The sequence below is a fragment of the Maridesulfovibrio sp. genome (assembly GCF_963678865.1).
Taxonomy (GTDB): domain Bacteria; phylum Desulfobacterota; class Desulfovibrionia; order Desulfovibrionales; family Desulfovibrionaceae; genus Maridesulfovibrio.
The window spans coordinates 3,394,139-3,414,908 of record NZ_OY787459.1 but is presented as its reverse complement, the minus strand read 5'-3'; the positions used below and the strand labels follow the sequence as shown (position 1 = coordinate 3,414,908).

Sequence of the window (20,770 nt, the reverse complement as noted above, 5' to 3'; positions counted from 1 at the left end):
AAGATGGCGAAGAAAACAGCTAAAATTAACCAAAATCCCACACCGTCCAAAACGGTTAAATTTTCAGAAAATCCAGAACAAATTTTGGATAGCCATATTTCATGGCACTTTAACTTGATGGACCAAGCACCTGAATCTCCGTGGACTTCTTTACCCAAACATTTGAATAGGTATGCAGACAAACTACATGCATATGAAAAACAGACTATAGCCGAAATATTTCATGAAAAACAACAATATAATCATGCCGTCCCTGTTGGCCGATTAGTTCCACGAGCACAAGCAAGACTGAACACATTGAAAATAAAAGTTGATGCTCTGTATCGATTAAGGTTCGGTGGAAAACCTCGACTTTGGGGAATATTGAAAGGAAATATTTTTCAGATATTATGGTTTGATCCTCAGCACCAAGTTTGCCCTTCCGAGAAAAAGCACACATAGCACAGGAGACCCCACTCCGCCCTCGGCACACCCGTGTCACCAAATACTCAATTCTTCATTTTTTCATGGTCGGAACCCGACAGCCACGAACTCAAAAAATTTATGATCAGAGTAAGGACTAGCACTTAATCCCGTCACCACCCGCCGCAGGCAAAAAGAAAAGGGCCGACCTCATACGAGATCGACCCAATGTTTCCGAAGAAACTCTCCTCCTTGCCAACAATACCAACAAATATTATTTATAAGTATATCCAAACAAGGGAGGCCACCATGCAAAAAAATACCAGCGTAACACTCGGCGAACATTTTGATACTTTTATCACCGATCAGGTAAAATCCGGTCGCTTCAATTCCGCAAGCGAGACAATACGTGCAGGACTGAGACTCCTTGAAGAAAGAGAGACCAAATTAAAAGCCCTGCGACAGGCACTACGGGAAGGAGAGGAAAGCGGTCTTTCCGACTACTCGCTTGAAAGCATTATGGAAGAATTGGATCGCTAGATGAATTTCAAGTTAACCAATAAAGCTTATGCTGACTTGAAAAACATTGCGCGATACACTCAAAAGACATGGGGGACCGCACAGCGCAATGACTATCTGACCCAAATGGATTCGACCTTCCATATGCTTGCAGAGAATTATAGACTTGGTGTGAATTGCGATCATATCCGAAATGGCTACCGTAAATATCCGGTAGGGAAACATCTAATTTTTTATCACATTGCTAAGAACACAGTCATAATCAGCAGGATTTTGCATCAAAGCATGGATGTGGAACGACAACTTTAGTTGAATTCCACGGGGAACCATTCACCCCCAAAACCTCCCAAAAATCCCCAAAAAAATGTCCCCAATTCGAAAAATTATTCAATGAATTAAACGGTTGCAACATTCGCAAACGACTTTGGGAGCAAGATGCCGGGGGTTCAAATCCTCCTGCTCCGAACATCATAAAATCCAAGTAAAAGGACCAGTTAGCATACCGCTGATTGGTCCTTTTATTTTTGGGTGTCAACATTTTGGTGAACCTCTGGTTACTCATATTATAAATATCCAAAGTCATTTTTTCCCACAAAACAATACGACTTGGGCATAATCTAACTATATTATTGTTTTTTCGTACCCTTCTACCTAAATTAGACAAACACAAGAACACTTTTATTTTAACTTCCCCCCACATTGTGTTTTTGATAGAATTATTAAAACCAAACCTATAAATCAGCTAAGAAGAATCTTATGGATTATCCAGAGACAATTTCAGTGGATCTTCGCCAAATGGTGTTGGCAATAGAAAATGCCGTCAGTTTAGTGGGCATGAATGACACCAATCACGGCAAACGGGTTGGCTATATTGCTTTGCAAATGGCAAAAGCTTTGAATTTCAGCGACGAAAATCTTTTTTTCATATATGAGCTTGGATTACTTCACGATTGCGGCGTATCCTCTGATACTGTTCACTCCTATTTGGCAAACCTTTTTGACTGGGAGCAATCCGGACTACACTGCCGCATAGGACACGATTTGTTATCACATTTCGAACCATTAAAAAAAATGGCCATTCCTATATTATATCATCACACTCCGTGGGAAGAGCTACAGCATGCAGAGACCACAATTTTCGACAAAAGAGTAGCCAATCTCATTTTTATTGCAGACAGAATAGATATTACAGCAGCTCCATACTACGAAAAGAACATACTTCTTCACATTGAAACTATCAAAAAAAGCATCGCAGAAAAGTCTAACACCTATTTCAATCCTGAATTTGTAAAAACATTCTTAGATATTTCACAGGCTGAAGCCTTTTGGCTTTCACTTGAAGATAGACATATAGAAAAGTTTGCATGGGAAATGGGATCATTGGAATCCACTAAAATTATATCATTGGCAGATTTAAAACAACTTGCAAAAATCTTTTCATACATTATTGACCAAAAGAGTTCATTCACTGTCCAGCACTCATATGGAGTTGCAAATCTATCGCGACATATTGCAATAAAATATGGCCTACCCGACATTGTAGTAGATAAAATTGAAATAGCAGCATATCTCCATGACATAGGAAAATTACATATTCCAGACAATATCCTTGAAAAAAAAGGACCGTTAAGCCCCACTGAACGAGCAATAATCAACCAACACAGCTACGAGACATTTGAAATTTTACGCCCTGTTACCGGCCTTGAAGAGATAGCCCTCTGGGCAGCCTACCACCACGAAAACGACATTGGAACTGGCTATCCATTCCATCCTGAAAAAGGGAAAATTCCCCTGCCCGCGAGAATAATTGCGGTCGCAGATGTCTTTCAAGCCCTGCTACAGGACAGACCCTATCGTAAGGGTATGTCGCTGGAACAATCGTTATCCATACTGACAAAGATGAAAAATGAAAGTAGGCTTGATAGCACTATTGTAAGTCTGGTCGAGAATGATGCTCCCAAATGCAGCGAATTAGCTAAAAAACAACTATCCATTCAAGAATTGCTTAAATGATCCAACGATCTCTATTTCTATGCAATCTTTGATTGAACCAAAGTTGCCAATATGGCTTCGCTATAGAGAAGAGTACTCAACACCGCCTTCGAGCCCCATGATCACTCCCAAAAAAGGGCATACCATTCCGGTAAACCTTTTGGTGACCCAAACAGGTTCCCCCCCCCCTGTAACACCGCTGAAAAATTGTTGACCCAAAAAATAATGTCGTTCAAATGGATAAAACCATTTCAAATACTACCAGAATATACATAGCAGTTGCCTTGCTTTCCATACTGCGGCAGCAGGGCTGGCTATTCTCCTTTCAAATCGCATCTCGAAAGCTCTTTAGGAAAGTGTAAAAGCAGCGACTCAGATAACAAACGGAAATTTTGACATAGATCTTGCTGCAAATGGTAATGATGAAACAGCTCAACTTCAGTCTGCCCTAAATTCCATGGCTGCGACCCTGCGAAATAATCTAGCTGAAATAACGGCCAAAACAGAAGAAACTGAAGATAAAGCTATTCAGGCACAAGAAGCCACTCGAAAAGCCGAGGAGGCTATGCGTCAAAGGGTGGCACGTCCAACTCTATCAACAGAATGGAAAAAACATCCAAAGTGGTTGAAAGCAGCACAGAGCTTGCTGGCGAAGCAGGACTAGCCATCGGCGGAATTATAGATATGATCAATTCCACTACGGAAATGGTTCAGGCCATTGCCGCCGCATCGGAAGAACATATTCCACATGTAAAAAAAGGGTTGGCCCAATCGTAGGCCGACCCTTTCAACCGTTCAAATTGCTATATTTTTATTTTTTGGATATCGAAAAAAATTAAACGGACGATTTCCCCGGTATAACTATCATTCAACTCCTTCTCCGAAGCTTATCCTATTTAGAGAGCCCCCTGATGCACACTAAACATGTTCTTGTCCTCAATCTTCTCTTTGAACAATCATTAAAAAAAAGTTTTGATCAAAGAATAGCCGAGGTATTTGAAACCATTGATATAAAATATGACACAATCCACCTGAGTAATTTGGCTGATAGTCACAACTTAAATGACTATACGCACTTGCTTATCTCGGGCTCCACGGAAAGTGCCATGGAAGAATGTTCTTGGTATCCTAGACTAGACGCTATTATCGATCACTTCATGTCGAAGAATAAATCCATCCTAGGTATATGTTTTGGGCATCAGTTTTTGGTCAGGCACATAATCGGGAAAAACCATGTTCGAAAGTCGTCAACCCCGGAAATTGGATGGACAAACATAAAATTATCCGACAACCAGATTTTCCATACGGTTGGCTCCCTGAAATCAGCGGTTTTTCATTATGATGAGGTGTTCGATCTAGATGACAGGTTCGAGATTACGGCAACTTCAGACAGATGTACTATTCACGGATTTCAGGTAAGAGGGGAAAAAATCTGGGGAGTTCAATTCCACCCGGACTTTACATATTATGATGTATTCGAATTTACGGAAGATATTAGAAAAAAAGATCCGTTATTTGAAGAAATCCATTGCCGGACCGACGTTTCTCCAGATGAATTTAAACAAAACGACCTGATTTTAAAAAACTGGATTCAATTATCCTAGCCGAAAACTTTACGCATCAAAACAATATCCTAAGTGGCTAAACGCAAATAGACACTTATTTATCCCATATGGAGAGTTGCTCGTAATTATCAGTCTTACCAACATCAACGAAATGCTTCTGAGTTGGGAACATCTCCATGATAACCATACAAAAAGTTAATTAATCTCTCTATGTTTTCGATTTTTATATCATTATTACTATCACCAATATTTTTAACCGCAAAACGGTATTCTTTCACTATTTCCCTTGAATAATGAGTTTTAAAAAAATGTTCAGACAGTTCAATTACAGCACCAAACCGTTTTTGAATATTAAGAATTTTTAATTTTACTGGCAGAGATTTCTCCTCAGAAACAGTCAAGGACAGTCTGAGTATAAGCGGTATGGCGTCGGTAATTTTTTGTTGGGCTACAAGTCTGGCAAGTTGTGTTATTAAGTCTGACTCTGATAAAAAGGTATTCTGATGAAAAATACTATTCTCAAGAAATTCTCTGGGAGACAGGTCCTTTGTCCTCAACAAATGGAATAATTGTTTTTTGTTAGAATTATCGGAGACTTCACCTTCAAAAGGTTCATTTATTACTGATGGCGGTTCTGATTCTCTGTCGGCTTTTCCCCGTTTAATTTTTGCAATATAATCTTCACGTGATCTTGTTACGTAGTGATTTATTTGTATTAATTCATTTGTAAAATAGGAAAAGGCTGATCCGGCAGGAATAGGGTGTTTCAATTCATTGACCGCGAAAAAACCTTCCTTAAACAAAAAAGAGTGCGGATTGGAAGCAATGCTCTTAACTTTTGATGGTTGTATGATAGATTTGATATGAAGATTCTTGTTATGTTCATCCGGTAGACGCAGTTTATATGCCCGTATTACATAGTCGTCGGGGCTTTCAATATATCCTGAAGATCCAAAGCAGACCCAATTGACTCCTAATCCGCCATATGGTTCGTATGCCAATAAAAATTCAGGAAGACTCATCTGATTTTTTGTGACAATAAATTCATCCAGATCAATAAAGCCAAGCCAACAGAATTGTGCTCCAAACTTAGATAATGCCGTCTCGTAGCACGGAAGTTGTTTACAAGCCCCCGGAGCTTCGATGACTGTTATTGCACCTGCTGATATCCAGTCTTTCAATGTTTCTGAAACAGGAATGTCGCTATCATTGTCAAAAAGAATAATATGTTCGACACCAATACCCAAATGGTATCTTACCCATTCTTCCAGATATTTAGTCTCGTTTTTTGCGATTGCGCATAACCCAAGATAATATTTCATTTTCATCCTTTATAATAATGCATTTTTTCTATTTGTATGGGGCATTCATCCCCCCAACCACAACATTTAAATCTACCGGAATTTTACTAATCAACGCCGACGTAACCCGACAGCATAGCTTTCCGAATTAAGAGTTTAAAAAACGTAATTATTTTTCTGAAGGGTGAATTATTCAAAACAGTGCCCACCTGAGCCACGGCATTACCACTTAGCTTTGATTACACTTAACATTCCATAAGATTACTGCTTGAGCAAGATAACCCCATTGAACCGGAGTCTCAATAACCTGCGTTTGGATATATTCGATAACGTTGATTCATATTTTTTAGCATTGCCATCTGTAATTGAGGTTTAAAATGATTTGAAACGTTTTGATGCTTTTGTTTCATCAAACCTAAAAAACTAGACATTTGTTCTTACTTATGGTGATATCCTGCAACTTTTATCAGGTAAATTTCCTGCAACATTTCCCATTTTGTTTCGATCAGTTCTGAAAGTCTCTCAATACCTTCAGTCGCTCCAACTTGATCCATTCCAGGTTTACCTGAGAGTCTGCCCTGCAGCCGATATCTTGCGGATTCAACTCGCGTGATTTCGTCATCACGTCTTTTTTGTCGTGTCCGGTGTTCCTTGTGAAAAGACATCCCTTCATTAATCACATGAACTCCACAGTTTTGCGGGGCAACTCCAGTTTACATATAGCTTTGGTTGAGCTGTCCATGGCCGGAAGGACACGGATGTCACTCAACATTAACTTACTGATGCAGAGAGTTGGTACATGTTTGATTTTAAACGTATTTTCAAGGTTGCTGTAGCCCTTACCGCTATGGTTATGATGATGGCGGTTTCCGCCAATGCTGCCAAATTTAAAAAAGAATACAAAATGCAGGTGACTGTGGGCCCCAAATTCTACTGGGGTATGGGCGCCACCAAATTCGCGGAACTGGTCAAGGAAAAAACCCACGGCCAGATCAACATCAAACCCTATTTCGGGTCCGCACTACTTAAGGGGGCACAGCTTAAAAGTTCTCAGATGGTAGCCAAAGGCGTAATTGACTGCGCAATGGACTCCACCATCAACATCAGCCCGGTCATTCCTGAGGCCAATATTTTTCATCTTCCTTTCTTTCTCAATGACTTCGAATCAATGGACAAGGTCAAGTTCGGGGAAGCAGGTAAAAGTATTTTTCAAGCCATGGAGAAAAAACGCCTCCAACCTCTGGCTTGGGCAGAAAACGGTTTCCGTCAGCTGACCAACTCAAAGGTGCTCGTAAAAAAACCTGAAGATATGAAAGGACTGCGTATCCGCGTTGTGGGTAACCCACTGTTCATCGACACCTTTCGCCAGCTTGGTGCCGACCCGGTAAACATGAACTGGGGTGATGCTGTTGCGGGCTTCCAGCAGGGAGTTGTGGACGGTCAGGAAAACCCTGTGGGTGTGCTGATTCCGGTTCAGATTTACCAATACCACAAGTACGTAACCATGTGGAACTACCTTGCCGATCCACTGATTATCTACTGGAACCAGCGCGAATGGAAAGCCTTCCCTAAAGAAATTCAGGAACAGATCATGGAAGCGGCTAAAGAAGCCGGACGCTTTGAAACCGCCCTGTGCCGTGCCGGACTGGACGGAGACAAATCCCTGAATATCCTGAAAAACGAATTCAACTACACCATGGAAGTACCTGATCCCATCGCATTCATGCAGGGTAAAGGTATGGAAGTTCATACTCTTACTCCCGAAGAACTGAAGGCGTTTGAAGAAGCCACTCTCCCGGTCTACGACAAATGGGTCAAAAAGATCGGACCTGAAGTTTACGAAAAAGCCAAGGCCGACATGGGCCGCTAGGTTTCGCAGGGGTCTATTTTGCCCCCCAAGTTTTGTTTCCAATCATGTCTGCCCCGAAATTCATTTTCGGGGCAGCCCTATAATCGGGTTCTGCAATGGAATTCGAATCCGGGAGTTTACCTGTGAAGAAGTTATTGTTCGGTTATCGGCTTGATCACTGGCTGGTAGCAATTTTTATGGCAGTCATGGTACTGATTGCTTTCATTAATGTCCTGAGCCGCTATATATTTCATTTCTCCCTTGCCGCCACTGAGGAAATCACCATCAACCTTTTTGTCTGGATCACCATAATCGGGATCGGGATCGCTTTTGAGCGCAGTGAACACCTCGGCATGGTAACTTTTTTCAACCACTTTCCCAAAAAGCTGCAGAAGGCTTCTGTGCTCATTTACTCCCTGCTGGCCGCAGGATTGTTTCTGGTGCTCAACTGGTTCATGATTCAGGCCATCTATGACGAGATAACCCTGTTTCAGGCCCGGTCCGCTTCACTGGATATTCCGGTCTGGATTTATTACGCCGGACTGCCGTTGTTTTCCATTTTCATATTCAGGGGAATATACCGTGATGCAATGAACAAGCTGAACGGTCGGGAAGGGGAAGAATAATATGGAATTTATACTTATTCTGGTCCTCTTTTTTGCTCTCATGATCATAGGGGCTCCCATTGGAACATCTCTCGGTGTTTCCGCTGTTGCCACCATTATTTATTTTGATCTGGGAGCGGAAATGCTCGGGGTGAACTTCGCCTCGGGTATCGCTTCGTTTCCTCTGCTGGCAATTCCGTTTTTTGTATTGGCGGGTGTTATCCTTCAACGGGCAGGGATTGCGGCGCACATTGCCTCTTTTTTTGAGTTGCTGGTGGGCCGGGCCACAGGAGGTCTCTCCATCGTAGCGGTGCTGACCTGCATGTTCTGGGGGGCCATGTCCGGCTCAGGTCCGGCAACAACTGCTGCTGTGGGCATGATTCTAATGGCTCCCATGCTCAGGAACGGTTACGACAAAGCCTTTGCAGGAGCGACCATTGCCAACGCTTCGGACCTGTCCATCATCATCCCGCCTTCCATCGCCTTCATTATTTACGGCAACATCACTTCCGTTTCTGTTTCTGCACTTTTTGTTGCCGGTATCATTCCCGGCATCCTCACCGGGATCGGAACCATTGTGGTGGCATGGTACATTTCACACAAACGTGGATACCGGGGACTGAGCAAACGCGGCAGCTTTGCGGAGCTGATGACCGCTTTGAGAAAATCATTCTGGGCACTTCTTGCTCCGATGGTAATTCTGGGCGGAATATACACAGGCGTGTTTACACCGACAGAAGCTGCCGTAGTAGCTGTGTTCTACAGTCTTTTCGTAGCAGTGGTCATCTATCGGTCCATCAGTTGGCGAGATCTGATGGAAATCCTTGTAGACTCTGCCGTCACCAGCTCGGTAATCATGTTTATTGTCGCTTTTGCAGGAATTTTCACTTGGGCGGCATCCGTTACCGGAGTAATCGACACCCTTGCAGACTTCATTATCAAGGTATCCCCCAACGCAGTGGTCATGATCATTCTTGTCAACCTGCTCCTGTTCGGTCTGGGAATGCTGCTTGATGCCATTTCCATATCCTATCTGGTTATGCCGATACTCATCCCGGTGCTGAGCGCATTCAACATCGACCCGGTTTTCTACGGTGTTATTTTCATCTCAGCATTGGCTATAGGTCAGGCGACCCCACCTGTAGGGGTTAACCTGTTTACAGCAGCCAACCTTGCCGGATGTGAAGTGGACGAAATAGCCAAGGAAGCCATTCCCTATGTGGCTATGGACTTCATTGTACTGATAATTCTCTCCTGCCTGCCGATTCTCTCCCTGTACCTGCCTGTCTGGGCAGGGCTTTATTCACCTTAGCAGGTATGAACTTAAATTCAATCAAGGCCCCCGAAAAGATGTGTATTTCGGGGGCTTTCTTTATCCCTAACAAAGAGCCATCGTCTACTGGGTCCGGCCCTGCAGACGATTGAAAATGGGCTGGAGATCAGAAAGATAAAAAAGCTGAACTGCGCACTTAGACATACGCAAGTTCAGCCTTTCCAATTACGCTGCAGATAACACTTATCTGCAGCCCGAGACCTTATGCTTGATAGATATAAAACCGTTTTTAGAAGAACCACACTAAGCTTTTTAATATTTGGAGCGGATGAAACTCTAAGCTCTATGATATTTTCAACACCCTAAATCTACATCCTTCAACGAATCAACATAAGCCTTGTTGATCCAGACATCCCCTTCCTGCTCACTGAGCTCCTCAAGAGCATTTCTACGCACACCTATAAATTCCAGAGAATATTCATAGATATAAGAATCAACATCAAGATTCATTGCCTTACTAAACTTTTTAAAAATAGGAACCTGTATGGAATTTAAACACATATGCTACCTGACTTGAACATTTACAAAATATAGTTGGGCGCCAACAGATGCCCATTTTCTACGCAAAAAACTAATCATAGTGACAAAATGAATCAAGATTGCATCTAAAGGATATTTTTCAAATTCGCCAAAGTCAGACAAGCAAACACGCCATAATTCATTTTTTTTTACGAAATATGAAAAACAGGCAAGAATAAACTTTCTTAAGCATGTCTGACCAAAATCTACCCCCTATAAGCCTGAACACAACCACTCACAGCGACTAGAATGACATTATACGTCTTAGCGCGAGATGTAAAACCTTCATATTGACACCACTACACCCAAAAGTGTAAATCTGAATCGACAGATTAACGCCAAGACAAAAGACATTTAACATTAATGTAGTTTTAAGGAGATTAGAATGCGTAAAATAGACCCGGATGAATGCCAGTTTTGTGGTGCATGTCAAAGCGCTTGTCCTTCAGAGGCAATCATCCATGCCGCCGGTACCAATTATTATGAAATAAATGACAACTGCATTGATTGCGGTGCATGCGAAGCCGAATGCGGTTTCAATGCAATTATCAGTGACAATACCGGCGATTAAAAAACTTTGACCGGCTGTTTCAAAAACAGCCGGTCAATAAATAGACAAACTCTACAACAGGGTAAATTGACCCATTAAAACATCTTCCCATAAATCAGGAACAACAGACTACTCCCCAATATCCTCCGCCCAGAGTGCGGGCTTTTCGGCTTTCAGTCTTTCCATTAATTCGATGCATTTCGGGTGATCCAAAACAGTTACCTGTACTCCTCTGGATTTCAAAAACTCCTCGTTACCGCCGAAGTTGCGATTTTCACCGATGACAACACGAGGAATGCCGAACTGCACAATTGTTCCGGAGCACATCATACATGGGGACAAGGTAGTATAAATGGTTAAATCCCTATAGGTCTTCTGCCTCCCGGCATTGCGGATGCAGTCCATCTCGCCGTGAGCGATGGGATCCCCCTTCTGTACCCGCTGATTATGACCGCTGCCTATAATTTCACCATCACGAACCAGCACAGCTCCTATCGGCAAGCCGCCTTCATCAAAACTTTTCTTCGCCAGCTTGTAAGCCTCTTCCATAAAGATCATATCCATATCAGACATACACAACCCCTTTACCCTTCAACTTAACGGCATTTACTGAATCAAGCCAGAACAGAATTACTTGACCCTGCCCAGCAACATAAAAACCAAAGCCGTGCCCAATGTCCCTGCAGCAGCAATATCCCAAAAACCGTTATACCCGATTGAATCAACCGCAATTCCACCAAGCAACGGTCCGAAAAAAGATCCCATATGCACGGTAAACATCATCATATTTACATTAAAGCTGCGAAAACGGGGTTCACTGACCACAAACATCAGAGAATTCAAAGCCGGAGCGCTTAGTCCCATACCTATCCCGAAAATCACGGCTACCGGCAACAGCATGCCTTCATCGTGCAACCCGTTGAGCAGGATAAAACCGCCAGCCGTAAAGACAAAGGCAGTCACGATCAGCGCACGCTTTGAAAAACGGTCAAAAAGAGTTCCGCCGAATAAACGGATGGCGATCATCACGCCCATCTGTAACGAAAAGAAGTATCCGGCCCGGACCACTCCCCTAGAATGGGCAAAATCCTGAAACAGAAAAAACAGCCCGGTAAAAATCATGAAATACACACCGTTAACTGCCAGCACAGAGATAATTTTCAAGCGCGAAAGATTGGCATAGGATTCACGGGTAGAAATATCTCTCATCGTTTCCTGTCCATTTTTTTTCATACCGGAAGTACGGAAACGGAGAAACAAGGTCAGTAGAAAAGCCACCGGAATAAGTCCGGCTGTTGCGGCATAAATCAATTCAGGACCATCTACAAAAGGCCCCAACTGTTCTGAGACATGAGGCATTACAGCATAGGGAAGTAACAGGGCCGTAGAATACAAACTGAATGCCGACCCCACGTTTTCCTGACTGACCATGGAAACAAGAATGGCCACGCAGGGGGCAAGGACCATGAATATGCCTACCCCCTGACCTATGCGCAGCAGCAAAAGCGGCCAAAAATCGTGCATACAAAGATAACCGCCACCGCACAGACTCACCAGCACCATACCCGCAAACATGAATCGGTAAGCATTTCCGGCAGTAATCAAACTACTGACCGTAAGATACATAAGCATACCGGACAGCGAATAGACACTTATCAAGAAGCCTGAAACAGTTTTCGTAAATCCTAGACCCAGCAGATAAACATTCAGGCTGTAGTAAACGGAAATATTGCAAACAGCCATGAAGACTACGCAACACAAAGTAATAAACTCAAGGAGGGGAAGAGATTGCTTTTCAGCCATGCACCGGTTTCCAGTTTGATTTTTGATAGTTATTAGTAGACGACTCTGCCCGCACTGCCAATGACAAAATGGTGGACCTCCCAAAACATGATGGGTAATCAAATGAAGAACCATGGAGTAAAAAAATGACCTTTACATCAACAATTGCGCTGATATTTGCTGTTACGATTTTTGCGTTGATCCCCGGACCGGGGGTCATGTCCATTATCGCGCAGTCTGTTGCGCGTGGATTTAAATCCACTGCTATTTATTGTCTGGGCGTAGTCAGTGGCGATCTTTGCTATCTGCTTATGGCTATTTTCGGCATGGGCTTGGTAGCCCAGAAGTTGGGGACGGGATTTATAGTCCTGAAATGGGCCGGTGCGGCCTATTTGATATACCTTGGGATCAAAAGCTGGAGGGCAACCCGGCCTGTTGCCGCCAACTCCAGTCTGCCCCAGGCAAAAGGAACCGGCAAGACATACCTTGCCGGTTTATGCGTGTCACTGGGCAACCCTAAACTGATCGCATTTTATTGCGGATTCCTGCCCGGATTCATAAATCTGCAAGCTCTGACCGCTGCAGATGTAATTGTCGTAACCTGCTCAGTCATTCCGACGGTACTCACAGTGCTGCTGGCCTATGCATGGCTGGGTGACCGCAGCCGTGCTGCCATCCGCAGCCCGAAAGTCTGGAAAATAGCCAACCGCTGTGCCGGATCGGTCCTGATCGGCTCCGGAATTGCGGTAGCTACCGAATAACCAGACCTTCGGATGCTGTTCGAGGTCACATTTTTTTCTCTTCACTGAAACAATAAAACTATTTCAACACGTAATTCAAAGCCAGTTCCACATGAGCCTCTACTGTATCAATCAGCGGCACAGATACATCCTCAGGCTTTACCAATAAACCTATCTCGGTACAGCCCAGGACAATTGCTTCGGCTCCGTTTGCAGCAATTTTTTCTATTATTTCGATATATTCTTCACGAGTCTTATCGATAAGTTTTCCACAACAAAGTTCTGCAAAAATTGTCCGGTGAACCATTGCCCGTCCATCACTGTCCGGCACCATCACATCCAACCCGTAATTCTCTTTAAGCGGACGGGACAAGAAATCCTGCTCCATGGTAAAAGCAGTTCCAAGCAGCCCCAGACTCGAAGCTCCTACGGCTTTGGCTCCCGCTGCAATAGCATCAGCCATGTGCAACAAGGGTATATTCACCGCAGCCTGAACTTTATCCGCAGCTTTGTGCATGGTGTTGGTGGCAATGATCAAAGCTTCAGCCCCCCCGGCTTCAACACTCATCGCCCCCCTTACCAATCCGGCCGTAATACTCTCCCAGTCGTTTTGCCCCATTTGTTCCGCAAAAGGGGCAAAATCAACACTGTGCATTACCATAGGGCAGGAATGCAAACCGCCCCTTCTCTCTCGCACACCATCATTTAGTAATTTATAGTATGAAACAGTCGACTCCCAACTCATTCCGCCAAGAACGCCTAAAGTCTTCATATGACCTCCTTATGTTCAGATTATTTATAAACTCAAGAGGAGTACCATGCAAATCTGTACTGTAAAATACACAAAACAGTCCATACCAATCAGCACAGAGTAAAACATCACATCATGCACAAACATGCCCCGAGCTAAAACTGCAATAACCCTCTCTGCATACTTCAATAATCATTTTTCAAAAATAGAAATAATAAAGATAAATAAATTTTGTAAATCATTAAAAGTTAAAATAAGAAAAAATATTAATTTTATAAGTTATTACGGGATATTAAACTTATTTTTTTGTAAACTTTACAAACACTAAATCCAGACCAAGATACTCTGAAAAAGAGCACTTTTTTTACCCACACTTTTTACAAAACTCCCTTGACGTACCCTTGATTAATAACATACCTATCGAGCAGGTATAAAAACCTATCGACCTAGGAGGTATTAATACCAACCCGGTTGATGGGGAATGAGGCGCGCCGGAACGGTCTTGAACGTATTTCCATTACACGGCTTTCCATGGGGGAAGTAACAGCCCGGAATAACGATAAAAAACCGACCGGAGCAACAAAGGCCCGGAGTATTCAACTTCGAGACCAATTGCATTGAGAGGGGATCCATATCATGGCAAACGGAAAGAAACTATTGCGATTGTCCGGTATCCTGATTGTCCTGGCCGGGGTGCTCGGCTTCCACATGGAAGCGCTGAGCATGGTCGGAACCCCGCAGGAAAACGGCAACAAGCGTCCTGATCTTATTATGATCGACACTATTGCCGCTCAGGAAGAACTGGAACTGCCTTCTGTTGTGTTTCTCCACGATACACACACTAAGGCTATGGTTGAGCAGGGCAAAGACTGCACTGCCTGCCATCAGAAAAACGAAGGGACTGTATCCTACAAGTTCAAAAGACTTGAAAACGGTACTCCCAAACAGCTCAAAGAAATTTACCACAACGGTTGTATCAGCTGTCATGCTGCCGACGCCAAGGCCGGAAAGAAAACCGGACCTCAGGTTGGTGAATGCCGCAGCTGTCACGTGGCCGAACCTGAAATCAAGGCTGATCGGGCTCCCGCAGGCATGGAGAACATCCTCCACTACCGCCACTGGGACTCCAAACTCATTGCCAAAGATGATGGGCAGGACACCAACTGTGGAAGCTGTCACCACGTATATAACAGCATCGACAAGAAGCTTGAGTACGTGAAGGGACAGGAAGAAAACTGCAGCGTATGTCACACCGCAGAACCCAAAGGTGATGTGAAACTGACTACATCTGAAGCCTACCACGGTCAGTGTGTAAGCTGCCACCTTGAAATGAAAGCTGCCAAAGCCGAAAAGACCGGTCCTGTCGACTGTGCCGGTTGCCACGGTAAAATGCAGGCTGAAGAAATCAAGGAAGACAACGCTGCTGTTATGAAAAAGCTGGGCAACAAACTGCCCCGCCTCCCCAGACAACAGCCCGATGCTGTGCTGCTCACCGCTCCGGTGCAGGATAACGTTGCTGTAAAGGCAACCATGGCTGCAGTATCCTTCAACCACAAGGCCCACGAAGGATACACTGATTCATGCAGCTCCTGCCACCACAAAACCATGAATAAGTCATGCTCCTCATGTCACACCGTTCGTGGTTCCAAAGAAGGCGGATTTGTAACTCTCGACAAGGCTATGCACAAAGCAGACAGCACCAGATCCTGTGTGGGCTGTCATGCCGTAAAGCAAAAAGATCCCAAATGTGCAGGCTGTCACGAACTCATGCCCAAAAACGCAATCAAGTCCGAGGAGACCTGTGCGGTCTGCCACAACGGACCTGCTTCCACCTCCAGCGAACCTGTTGAAATGGATGCCTCCGCCAAGGCTGCCATGGCAACTGAGCTGATCATGGAGCGTCCCGAGTCCCCGGTTCTGGTTGCAGAAAAGGACATCCCCGAATTCGTGACCATCAACGTCCTTGAAAATGAATACAAAGCCAGCAAGCTGCCCCACCGTAAGATCATCATGTCCTTGGTCGACGGCATGAAGGGTGACAAAATGGCTAACGCTTTCCACAGCACACCTCTTACCGTGTGCGGAAGCTGCCACCACAACAGCCCTGCAAGTGCAACTCCTCCGAGCTGCGCCAGCTGTCACGGTGGAAAAGTTCAGGACGGACGTCCGGCCCTCAAGGCTGCTTACCACGTTCAGTGCATGACCTGTCATGACGCTATGAACCTCAAGAAGCCTGCTTCAACTGACTGCACCGCATGTCACGCGAAGAAATAGTAACGGATAGCCTGAAGGAGAACAGATAAATGTTACGCAGAACATTCCTCGGAGTGCTGGGTGCAACCTGTGTGGGAGCAGCCCTCCCCACAGGAGCTGAGGCCGGAGGCAAAGAGTTCAAAGGTTATCCCGGAAGTAAGGGTGTACTCTTTGACGCTACCCGCTGCATCGGCTGCCGCAAATGTGAAGCAGCATGCAACAAGGTCAACAAACTTCCCGAACCCGAGAAGAAATTCGATGACCTTTCCGTGCTGGACACCAAACGCAGAACAGATGCCAAGACCTTCACCGTGGTCAACAAATACGGAACTCCGGAACATCCCGTATTCCGCAAGTCCCAGTGCAACCACTGTCTTGAGCCTGCCTGTGCGTCCGCATGCTTCGTAAAAGCATTCAAGAAACTGCCCAACGGCGCAGTTGTTTATGATGAGTCGGTTTGTGTCGGCTGTCGCTACTGCATGGTAGCCTGCCCATTTGAAATCCCGACTTACGAATATGACGAACCCCTGACCCCGCGGGTTATGAAGTGCGACATGTGCGCACCCCGTCAGGCCAAGGGCCAGCTTCCCGGCTGTGTTGCCGAGTGTCCCAAAGAAGCACTCGTCTTCGGTGAAAGGGACAAGCTGATCAAGATCGCCCGCGAACGCATCCGCCGCAATCCCGACCGTTACGTCGACCACCTCTACGGTGAAGATGAAATGGGCGGTACCAGCTGGATGTACCTCTCCGGTGTGCCTTTCAAAGAAATAGGCATGCGCGAGGATCTCGGCACCAAATCCGCCCCCGAACTCACTGCCGGCGCTCTGGCAGCGGTTCCCATGGTTGCGGGCCTCTGGCCCGTGCTTCTCGGCGGCATCTACGCTGTAAGCAAACGCAACAGCAAAATCGCCGACGAAGAACGCAAGGAAGCTGTGGATAACGCTCTTGCCAGGGCAAGCGCAGAAGCTGAAAAAACTCTCTCCGAAGCTCTTGAAAAGGCTGATGTTGCCAACAAGCGCAAGATCGAAGTCGAAGTCAAGAAAGCTGTAGAAGAAGCACTTGCTCCCAAAGAAGAAGAGCAGGATGAAAACAGCGAGAAGGAGGAATCCTAATGTCCACTCCCGCGAATAACGGCCCTAAATCGGCCTTCAATACCTTCAATCTGGTAACCGGCGCCATCCTCGTAGTAGGCCTGATCCTCACTGTGCTCAGGTTCACTCAGGGAATCGGCCCCGTAACCAACCTTGATGACAACAACCCGTGGGGAATCTGGATCGGATTCGACCTGCTCTGCGGTGTTGCCCTTGCAGCCGGCGGATACACAACTTCCGCAGCCTGCTATGTATTCGGACTCAAGCGCTTTCACTCCGCTGTACGTCCGGCAATCCTGACCGCATTCCTCGGCTACGCTCTGGTTGTATTCGCACTGCAGTACGACCTCGGTCGTCCGTGGAGGCTGCCTTACCCCATCTTCGTTTCCCAGGGTACCACCTCCCTGCTTTTCGAAGTAGGTCTGTGCGTTATGCTTTACCTGACTGTGCTCTTTATCGAGTTCACTCCGGCCATGTTCGAATGGCTGGGCTGGAAGAAAATCAGAAAAGTGGTTGTTAAACTGACCATGGTCCTGACCATCTTCGGCGTAGTGCTCTCCACCCTGCACCAGTCATCCCTCGGCGCGTTGTACACCATCGTCCCGTCCAAGCTGCATCCGCTCTGGTATTCACCCTATATGCCGCTCTACTTCTTTGTTTCAAGTATTGCTGCAGGTATGTCCATGGTCATCTTCGAAGGCACCATGTCCCACAAGGGCCTGCACCGCATGATGGACGAAGAATACCTCAAGCACCACGACAGCGTGGTATTCGGGTTCGGTAAGGCCACATCACTTGTTCTCTTCGGCTACTTCTTCATTAAAACCATGGGCGTAGCTTACGATAACAACTGGCATTACCTTGCATCCGGTTACGGACTGCTGTTCCTGACCGAAATGCTCGGCTTCGTGGCTCTGCCCTGCTTTCTCTATGCAGTGGGTGTACGTGACAGAAACTCCGGCCTGATCAAGAAGGCGGCTATCATCACCGTTCTCGGTATCGTCTTCAACAGGTTCAACGTTTCCATGATCGCGTTCAACTACCATCTGCCCGCGTCTGAAAGGTACTTCCCCAGCATGACTGAAATCGGAGTTTCCATCTTCATCGTTACCCTCGGTGTCGTGATCTTCCGTTTCATCACTACCCGGATGCCCATTTTCTTCGAGCATCCCGACTACAAGGGCGACCATTAGGCCGCCCCGCAAGGAGACAGAAAAATGGAAGCACATAACCTTCAGGAATACTACACATTCACAAAAGGTATCATGTACCTTCTGATGGGTGGAGCACTGGTCGGTGTTACTATGTTCTGGCAGTTCCTCATGGGCGGAAAAGCCTACCGTGACGAAAACAAAAAGAACTATGGCGACCACCATTAAGCGCTAGACGAGGAGAAACAAAATGTACGAACTTCTGACCGGGCCTTGGTGCTGGCTGGTTTTCGCAATCAGCTTCGGCGGCCTGCTGGTGCGCGTAGTGCTCTACTTCAAGGGCCTCAACCAGCAGCTCGACCGTGTGGCATACAGAGCCCACATGTCTTACGGACTTAAAGGTGCATTCAATTCAATAATAAGCTGGCTGAACCCCGTGGGCGCACGCGCATGGAGAAAAAAACCCGGCTATACCTTTATATTCTTTGCTTTCCATATCGGACTGCTCGCAACTCCGATTTTCCTTGCAGCACACAACGTCATGCTGCAGGAGAACCTTGGATTCAGTCTGCCGCAGATGCCCGCATTCTTTGCGGATCTGCTTTCATGGACTGTGATCGTGGCCTGTATTGCAATCATCCTGCGCCGCATCGCACTCCCGGAAGTGAGAATCCTCACCACAGCTTATGATTATCTGCTGCTGGTGATCACCGTAGCTCCCTTTGTAACCGGCCTCATCGCCCGTTACCACATGGGTGACTACCAGTTCTGGCTGCTGGCACACATCATCACCGGCCAGATCTGGCTGCTGTGCCTGCCTTTCACCAAACTCAGCCACTGCGTGCTCTTCTTCTGTTCCCGTGCCCAGCTCGGAATGGACTACGGCATCAAACGCGGCGGCATGAAAGGCTCCAGCTTCTCCTGGTAACAGGAAAAACACAGCCAAAACAGGAGTAACAAAATGCCTCAAGGTAAGCTTTGTAACAGACAGCCGATCACCACTGACGAGCAGCTCAAGCTGACTCTCTCAGATAAGAGCGGCAAGCAATACTATGCTGAAATGGAACAGCTGGATGTGGATACCAACGCTTTGTGGGCCACTATCCAGAAAACCATGAAATCCAGAACTAAAACCTGGCTCGAAATCTGTGCCCACTGCGGCATGTGCGCGGACAGCTGTTTCCTCTATCAGGTAAACGACTGCGTTCCCGAGCAGGTTCCTTCTTATAAGATCCAGTCCACACTCGGACAGATGGTTAAGAAAAAAGGACAGGTGGACAACGAGTTCATGCGCCACTGCATGAAAGTCGCTTGGTCGCAGTGTACCTGCTGCAACCGCTGCGGCATGTACTGCCCCCACGGTATCGATATGGGGGTCATGTTCTCTTACCTGCGCGGACTCCTCTACTCTCAGGGATTTGTTCCTTGGGAACTGAAAATCGGTTCCGGCATGCACCGCGTTTACCGCGCACAGATGGACGTAACCACCGAGGACTGGGTTGAAACATGTGAATGGATGGCTGAAGAGACCGAGGAAGAATGGCCAGGTCTGACCATCCCGGTCGATAAGCAGGACGCCGACATCATGTATACTTGTAACGCCCGTGAACCCAAGCACTACCCTGAAGATGTGGCTGAAGCCGCAATCCTCTTCCATGTGGCAGGCGAAAACTGGACCGTGCCTTCTGAAGGCTGGGAACAGACCTCTCTGTCCATGTTTGCCGGTGACTGGGAATGCTGTAAGGATAACGTTAACAACGTATACTCCGCCATCGAACGCCTCAATCCTGCCCGGGTAATAGGCACCGAATGCGGACACGCTCACCGTGCAACAGTCATCGAAGGTCCATATTGGGCCGGTCGTGAAGACGGTCTGCCTCCCAAACCGTACATCCACTATGTGGAATGGCTGGCTGAGGCCCTGCGTGAAGGCAAACTGAAGATTGACCCTGCCAAGAGGATCAAGGAACCCGTAACCTTGCAGGATTCCTGTAACTACGTTCGTAACCACGGTCTCAAGGAAATCACCAGGGAAATCATCAGCTATATTGTTGAGCCCGGCTATTTCGTTGAAATGGCACCCAACAAGGAACACAACTACTGCTGCGGCGGTGGCGGCGGCTTCAACGGAGTCGGCCTGTACCGTGCACAGCGTAACGTGGCCCTGCGCAAAAAGATGGACCAGATCCTCGCCACCGGGTGTAAGCTGGTCATCGCGCCCTGCCATAACTGCTGGGACGCCATCCGTGACCTTGAAGAGGAATATGAAATCGGCATCCGCTGGTCTTTCCTCAAGCCTCTGATCATCGGTATGCTCGATGTTCCTGAAGGCATGCGTGTCGAATGGTAGTAACACCCGTCTCCGTG

At 46.2% G+C, this 20,770-nt stretch carries 24 protein-coding genes; 18 read left to right on the top strand and 6 right to left on the bottom strand.

All coding sequences use genetic code 11. The features are described 5' to 3' along the window. Positions 1-3: 3 nt before the first annotated feature. The 7 genes from ACKU41_RS15625 to ACKU41_RS15595 all read left to right on the top strand — a co-directional run bounded on the left by ACKU41_RS15625 (position 4) and on the right by ACKU41_RS15595 (position 4,517). On the top strand, positions 4-441 hold the full coding sequence (locus tag ACKU41_RS15625; protein WP_319778402.1) for a hypothetical protein: 438 nt from the start codon (positions 4-6) through the stop codon (positions 439-441). Between the two features lie 270 nt (positions 442-711). Further along, positions 712-942: a type II toxin-antitoxin system ParD family antitoxin gene (locus ACKU41_RS15620; protein ID WP_319778400.1), complete on the top strand. Its 231-nt coding sequence runs from the start codon at positions 712-714 to the stop codon at positions 940-942. Next, the gene (locus tag ACKU41_RS15615; RefSeq protein ID WP_394700620.1) at positions 943-1,230 is read left to right on the top strand and encodes a type II toxin-antitoxin system RelE/ParE family toxin; all 288 of its coding nucleotides are present in this window, start codon (positions 943-945) and stop codon (positions 1,228-1,230) included. 447 nt (positions 1,231-1,677) lie between these two features. Beyond that, positions 1,678-2,934 carry an HD domain-containing phosphohydrolase gene (locus ACKU41_RS15610; RefSeq protein WP_321402098.1) on the top strand — a complete coding sequence of 419 codons (1,257 nt, stop codon included), beginning with the start codon at positions 1,678-1,680 and terminating at the stop codon, positions 2,932-2,934. A gap of 355 nt (positions 2,935-3,289) precedes the next feature. Further along, a complete protein-coding gene (locus tag ACKU41_RS15605) occupies positions 3,290-3,577 on the top strand; it encodes a HAMP domain-containing protein (RefSeq protein ID WP_407944433.1) in 288 nt (95 codons plus the stop codon). Further along, positions 3,535-3,690: a hypothetical protein gene (locus ACKU41_RS15600; protein ID WP_321402096.1), complete on the top strand. Its 156-nt coding sequence runs from the start codon at positions 3,535-3,537 to the stop codon at positions 3,688-3,690. The genes ACKU41_RS15605 and ACKU41_RS15600 overlap by 43 nt, the downstream gene beginning before the upstream one ends. Before the next feature lie 134 nt (positions 3,691-3,824). Then, positions 3,825-4,517, top strand: a complete 693-nt coding sequence (locus ACKU41_RS15595) for a glutamine amidotransferase-related protein (RefSeq protein ID WP_321402094.1) — start codon at positions 3,825-3,827, stop codon at positions 4,515-4,517. Positions 4,518-4,621: 104 nt separating this feature from the next. Here ACKU41_RS15595 and ACKU41_RS15590 read toward each other — a convergent pair whose 3' ends face one another. Both ACKU41_RS15590 and ACKU41_RS15585 read right to left on the bottom strand, forming a co-directional pair. Continuing rightward, complete coding sequence (locus tag ACKU41_RS15590; protein ID WP_321402092.1) at positions 4,622-5,800, bottom strand: glycosyltransferase family 2 protein; 1,179 nt, start codon at positions 5,798-5,800, stop codon at positions 4,622-4,624. Positions 5,801-6,216: 416 nt separating this feature from the next. Next, positions 6,217-6,459, bottom strand: coding sequence for a hypothetical protein (locus tag ACKU41_RS15585; protein WP_321402089.1), 243 nt, complete (start codon positions 6,457-6,459; stop codon positions 6,217-6,219). Between the two features lie 119 nt (positions 6,460-6,578). Here ACKU41_RS15585 and ACKU41_RS15580 point away from each other — a divergent pair, with 119 nt between their 5' ends. The 3 genes from ACKU41_RS15580 to ACKU41_RS15570 all read left to right on the top strand — a co-directional run bounded on the left by ACKU41_RS15580 (position 6,579) and on the right by ACKU41_RS15570 (position 9,545). Further along, positions 6,579-7,649: a DctP family TRAP transporter solute-binding subunit gene (locus ACKU41_RS15580; RefSeq protein ID WP_321402087.1), complete on the top strand. Its 1,071-nt coding sequence runs from the start codon at positions 6,579-6,581 to the stop codon at positions 7,647-7,649. Between the two features lie 122 nt (positions 7,650-7,771). Beyond that, the gene (locus ACKU41_RS15575; RefSeq protein WP_321402085.1) at positions 7,772-8,254 is read left to right on the top strand and encodes a TRAP transporter small permease; all 483 of its coding nucleotides are present in this window, start codon (positions 7,772-7,774) and stop codon (positions 8,252-8,254) included. Position 8,255: 1 nt separating this feature from the next. After that, positions 8,256-9,545 (top strand): TRAP transporter large permease, encoded by a 1,290-nt coding sequence (locus ACKU41_RS15570; RefSeq protein WP_321402083.1) that lies wholly within the window; start codon positions 8,256-8,258, stop codon positions 9,543-9,545. Between the two features lie 315 nt (positions 9,546-9,860). On the opposite strand, the gene ACKU41_RS15565 is transcribed toward ACKU41_RS15570, so the two are convergent. Then, positions 9,861-10,016, bottom strand: coding sequence for a hypothetical protein (locus ACKU41_RS15565; RefSeq protein ID WP_321402080.1), 156 nt, complete (start codon positions 10,014-10,016; stop codon positions 9,861-9,863). Between the two features lie 454 nt (positions 10,017-10,470). Between ACKU41_RS15565 and ACKU41_RS15560 the strand changes: the two genes are divergently transcribed. Further along, complete coding sequence (locus ACKU41_RS15560) at positions 10,471-10,656, top strand: 4Fe-4S binding protein (protein WP_321402078.1); 186 nt, start codon at positions 10,471-10,473, stop codon at positions 10,654-10,656. Between the two features lie 108 nt (positions 10,657-10,764). Here ACKU41_RS15560 and ACKU41_RS15555 read toward each other — a convergent pair whose 3' ends face one another. Both ACKU41_RS15555 and ACKU41_RS15550 read right to left on the bottom strand, forming a co-directional pair. After that, entirely contained in the window at positions 10,765-11,208 is a 444-nt protein-coding gene (locus ACKU41_RS15555) for a nucleoside deaminase (RefSeq protein WP_319778390.1), read from the bottom strand. Between the two features lie 57 nt (positions 11,209-11,265). Further along, complete coding sequence (locus ACKU41_RS15550) at positions 11,266-12,438, bottom strand: MFS transporter (protein ID WP_321402074.1); 1,173 nt, start codon at positions 12,436-12,438, stop codon at positions 11,266-11,268. A 125-nt stretch (positions 12,439-12,563) separates the two neighbouring features. Between ACKU41_RS15550 and ACKU41_RS15545 the strand changes: the two genes are divergently transcribed. Continuing rightward, positions 12,564-13,178: a LysE family translocator gene (locus ACKU41_RS15545; RefSeq protein ID WP_321402073.1), complete on the top strand. Its 615-nt coding sequence runs from the start codon at positions 12,564-12,566 to the stop codon at positions 13,176-13,178. Between the two features lie 58 nt (positions 13,179-13,236). Here ACKU41_RS15545 and ACKU41_RS15540 read toward each other — a convergent pair whose 3' ends face one another. Beyond that, positions 13,237-13,929 carry an amino acid racemase gene (locus ACKU41_RS15540; RefSeq protein WP_321402071.1) on the bottom strand — a complete coding sequence of 231 codons (693 nt, stop codon included), beginning with the start codon at positions 13,927-13,929 and terminating at the stop codon, positions 13,237-13,239. A gap of 615 nt (positions 13,930-14,544) precedes the next feature. Between ACKU41_RS15540 and hmcA the strand changes: the two genes are divergently transcribed. Genes hmcA through hmcF form a run of 6 tightly spaced genes read left to right on the top strand, consistent with a single transcriptional unit; the run spans position 14,545 to position 20,753 of the window. Continuing rightward, a complete protein-coding gene (gene hmcA, locus ACKU41_RS15535) occupies positions 14,545-16,182 on the top strand; it encodes a sulfate respiration complex hexadecaheme cytochrome HmcA (protein ID WP_321402069.1) in 1,638 nt (545 codons plus the stop codon). A gap of 29 nt (positions 16,183-16,211) precedes the next feature. Next, a complete protein-coding gene (gene hmcB / locus ACKU41_RS15530; RefSeq protein ID WP_319778384.1) occupies positions 16,212-17,273 on the top strand; it encodes a sulfate respiration complex iron-sulfur protein HmcB in 1,062 nt (353 codons plus the stop codon). Beyond that, a complete protein-coding gene (gene hmcC, locus ACKU41_RS15525) occupies positions 17,273-18,445 on the top strand; it encodes a sulfate respiration complex protein HmcC (RefSeq protein WP_321402067.1) in 1,173 nt (390 codons plus the stop codon). Before hmcB ends, hmcC begins: the two co-directional genes overlap by 1 nt. 24 nt (positions 18,446-18,469) lie before the next feature. Further along, positions 18,470-18,631, top strand: a complete 162-nt coding sequence (gene hmcD, locus ACKU41_RS15520; RefSeq protein ID WP_015851255.1) for a sulfate respiration complex protein HmcD — start codon at positions 18,470-18,472, stop codon at positions 18,629-18,631. Positions 18,632-18,653: 22 nt separating this feature from the next. Next, positions 18,654-19,331 (top strand): sulfate respiration complex protein HmcE, encoded by a 678-nt coding sequence (hmcE, locus tag ACKU41_RS15515; protein WP_321402062.1) that lies wholly within the window; start codon positions 18,654-18,656, stop codon positions 19,329-19,331. A 33-nt stretch (positions 19,332-19,364) separates the two neighbouring features. Continuing rightward, entirely contained in the window at positions 19,365-20,753 is a 1,389-nt protein-coding gene (gene hmcF / locus ACKU41_RS15510; RefSeq protein WP_321402058.1) for a sulfate respiration complex iron-sulfur protein HmcF, read from the top strand. Positions 20,754-20,770 lie beyond the last annotated feature (17 nt).

Bases quoted from the DNA above. Each gene is read 5' to 3' on its own strand.
- hmcB (WP_319778384.1), top strand. From the start codon at position 16,212: ATGTTACGCAGAACATTCCTCGGAGTGCTGGGTGCAACCTGTGTGGGA.
- hmcC (WP_321402067.1), top strand. From the start codon at position 17,273: ATGTCCACTCCCGCGAATAACGGCCCTAAATCGGCCTTCAATACCTTC.
- hmcE (WP_321402062.1), top strand. From the start codon at position 18,654: ATGTACGAACTTCTGACCGGGCCTTGGTGCTGGCTGGTTTTCGCAATC.
- hmcA (WP_321402069.1), top strand. From the start codon at position 14,545: ATGGCAAACGGAAAGAAACTATTGCGATTGTCCGGTATCCTGATTGTC.
- ACKU41_RS15545 (WP_321402073.1), top strand. From the start codon at position 12,564: ATGACCTTTACATCAACAATTGCGCTGATATTTGCTGTTACGATTTTT.
- ACKU41_RS15555 (WP_319778390.1), bottom strand. From the start codon at position 11,208: ATGTCTGATATGGATATGATCTTTATGGAAGAGGCTTACAAGCTGGCG.
- ACKU41_RS15580 (WP_321402087.1), top strand. From the start codon at position 6,579: ATGTTTGATTTTAAACGTATTTTCAAGGTTGCTGTAGCCCTTACCGCT.
- ACKU41_RS15620 (WP_319778400.1), top strand. From the start codon at position 712: ATGCAAAAAAATACCAGCGTAACACTCGGCGAACATTTTGATACTTTT.
- ACKU41_RS15560 (WP_321402078.1), top strand. From the start codon at position 10,471: ATGCGTAAAATAGACCCGGATGAATGCCAGTTTTGTGGTGCATGTCAA.
- ACKU41_RS15565 (WP_321402080.1), bottom strand. From the start codon at position 10,016: ATGAATCTTGATGTTGATTCTTATATCTATGAATATTCTCTGGAATTT.
- ACKU41_RS15610 (WP_321402098.1), top strand. From the start codon at position 1,678: ATGGATTATCCAGAGACAATTTCAGTGGATCTTCGCCAAATGGTGTTG.
- ACKU41_RS15595 (WP_321402094.1), top strand. From the start codon at position 3,825: ATGCACACTAAACATGTTCTTGTCCTCAATCTTCTCTTTGAACAATCA.
- ACKU41_RS15550 (WP_321402074.1), bottom strand. From the start codon at position 12,438: ATGGCTGAAAAGCAATCTCTTCCCCTCCTTGAGTTTATTACTTTGTGT.
- ACKU41_RS15540 (WP_321402071.1), bottom strand. From the start codon at position 13,929: ATGAAGACTTTAGGCGTTCTTGGCGGAATGAGTTGGGAGTCGACTGTT.
- hmcF (WP_321402058.1), top strand. From the start codon at position 19,365: ATGCCTCAAGGTAAGCTTTGTAACAGACAGCCGATCACCACTGACGAG.
- hmcD (WP_015851255.1), top strand. From the start codon at position 18,470: ATGGAAGCACATAACCTTCAGGAATACTACACATTCACAAAAGGTATC.
- ACKU41_RS15570 (WP_321402083.1), top strand. From the start codon at position 8,256: ATGGAATTTATACTTATTCTGGTCCTCTTTTTTGCTCTCATGATCATA.
- ACKU41_RS15625 (WP_319778402.1), top strand. From the start codon at position 4: ATGGCGAAGAAAACAGCTAAAATTAACCAAAATCCCACACCGTCCAAA.
- ACKU41_RS15590 (WP_321402092.1), bottom strand. From the start codon at position 5,800: ATGAAATATTATCTTGGGTTATGCGCAATCGCAAAAAACGAGACTAAA.
- ACKU41_RS15615 (WP_394700620.1), top strand. From the start codon at position 943: ATGAATTTCAAGTTAACCAATAAAGCTTATGCTGACTTGAAAAACATT.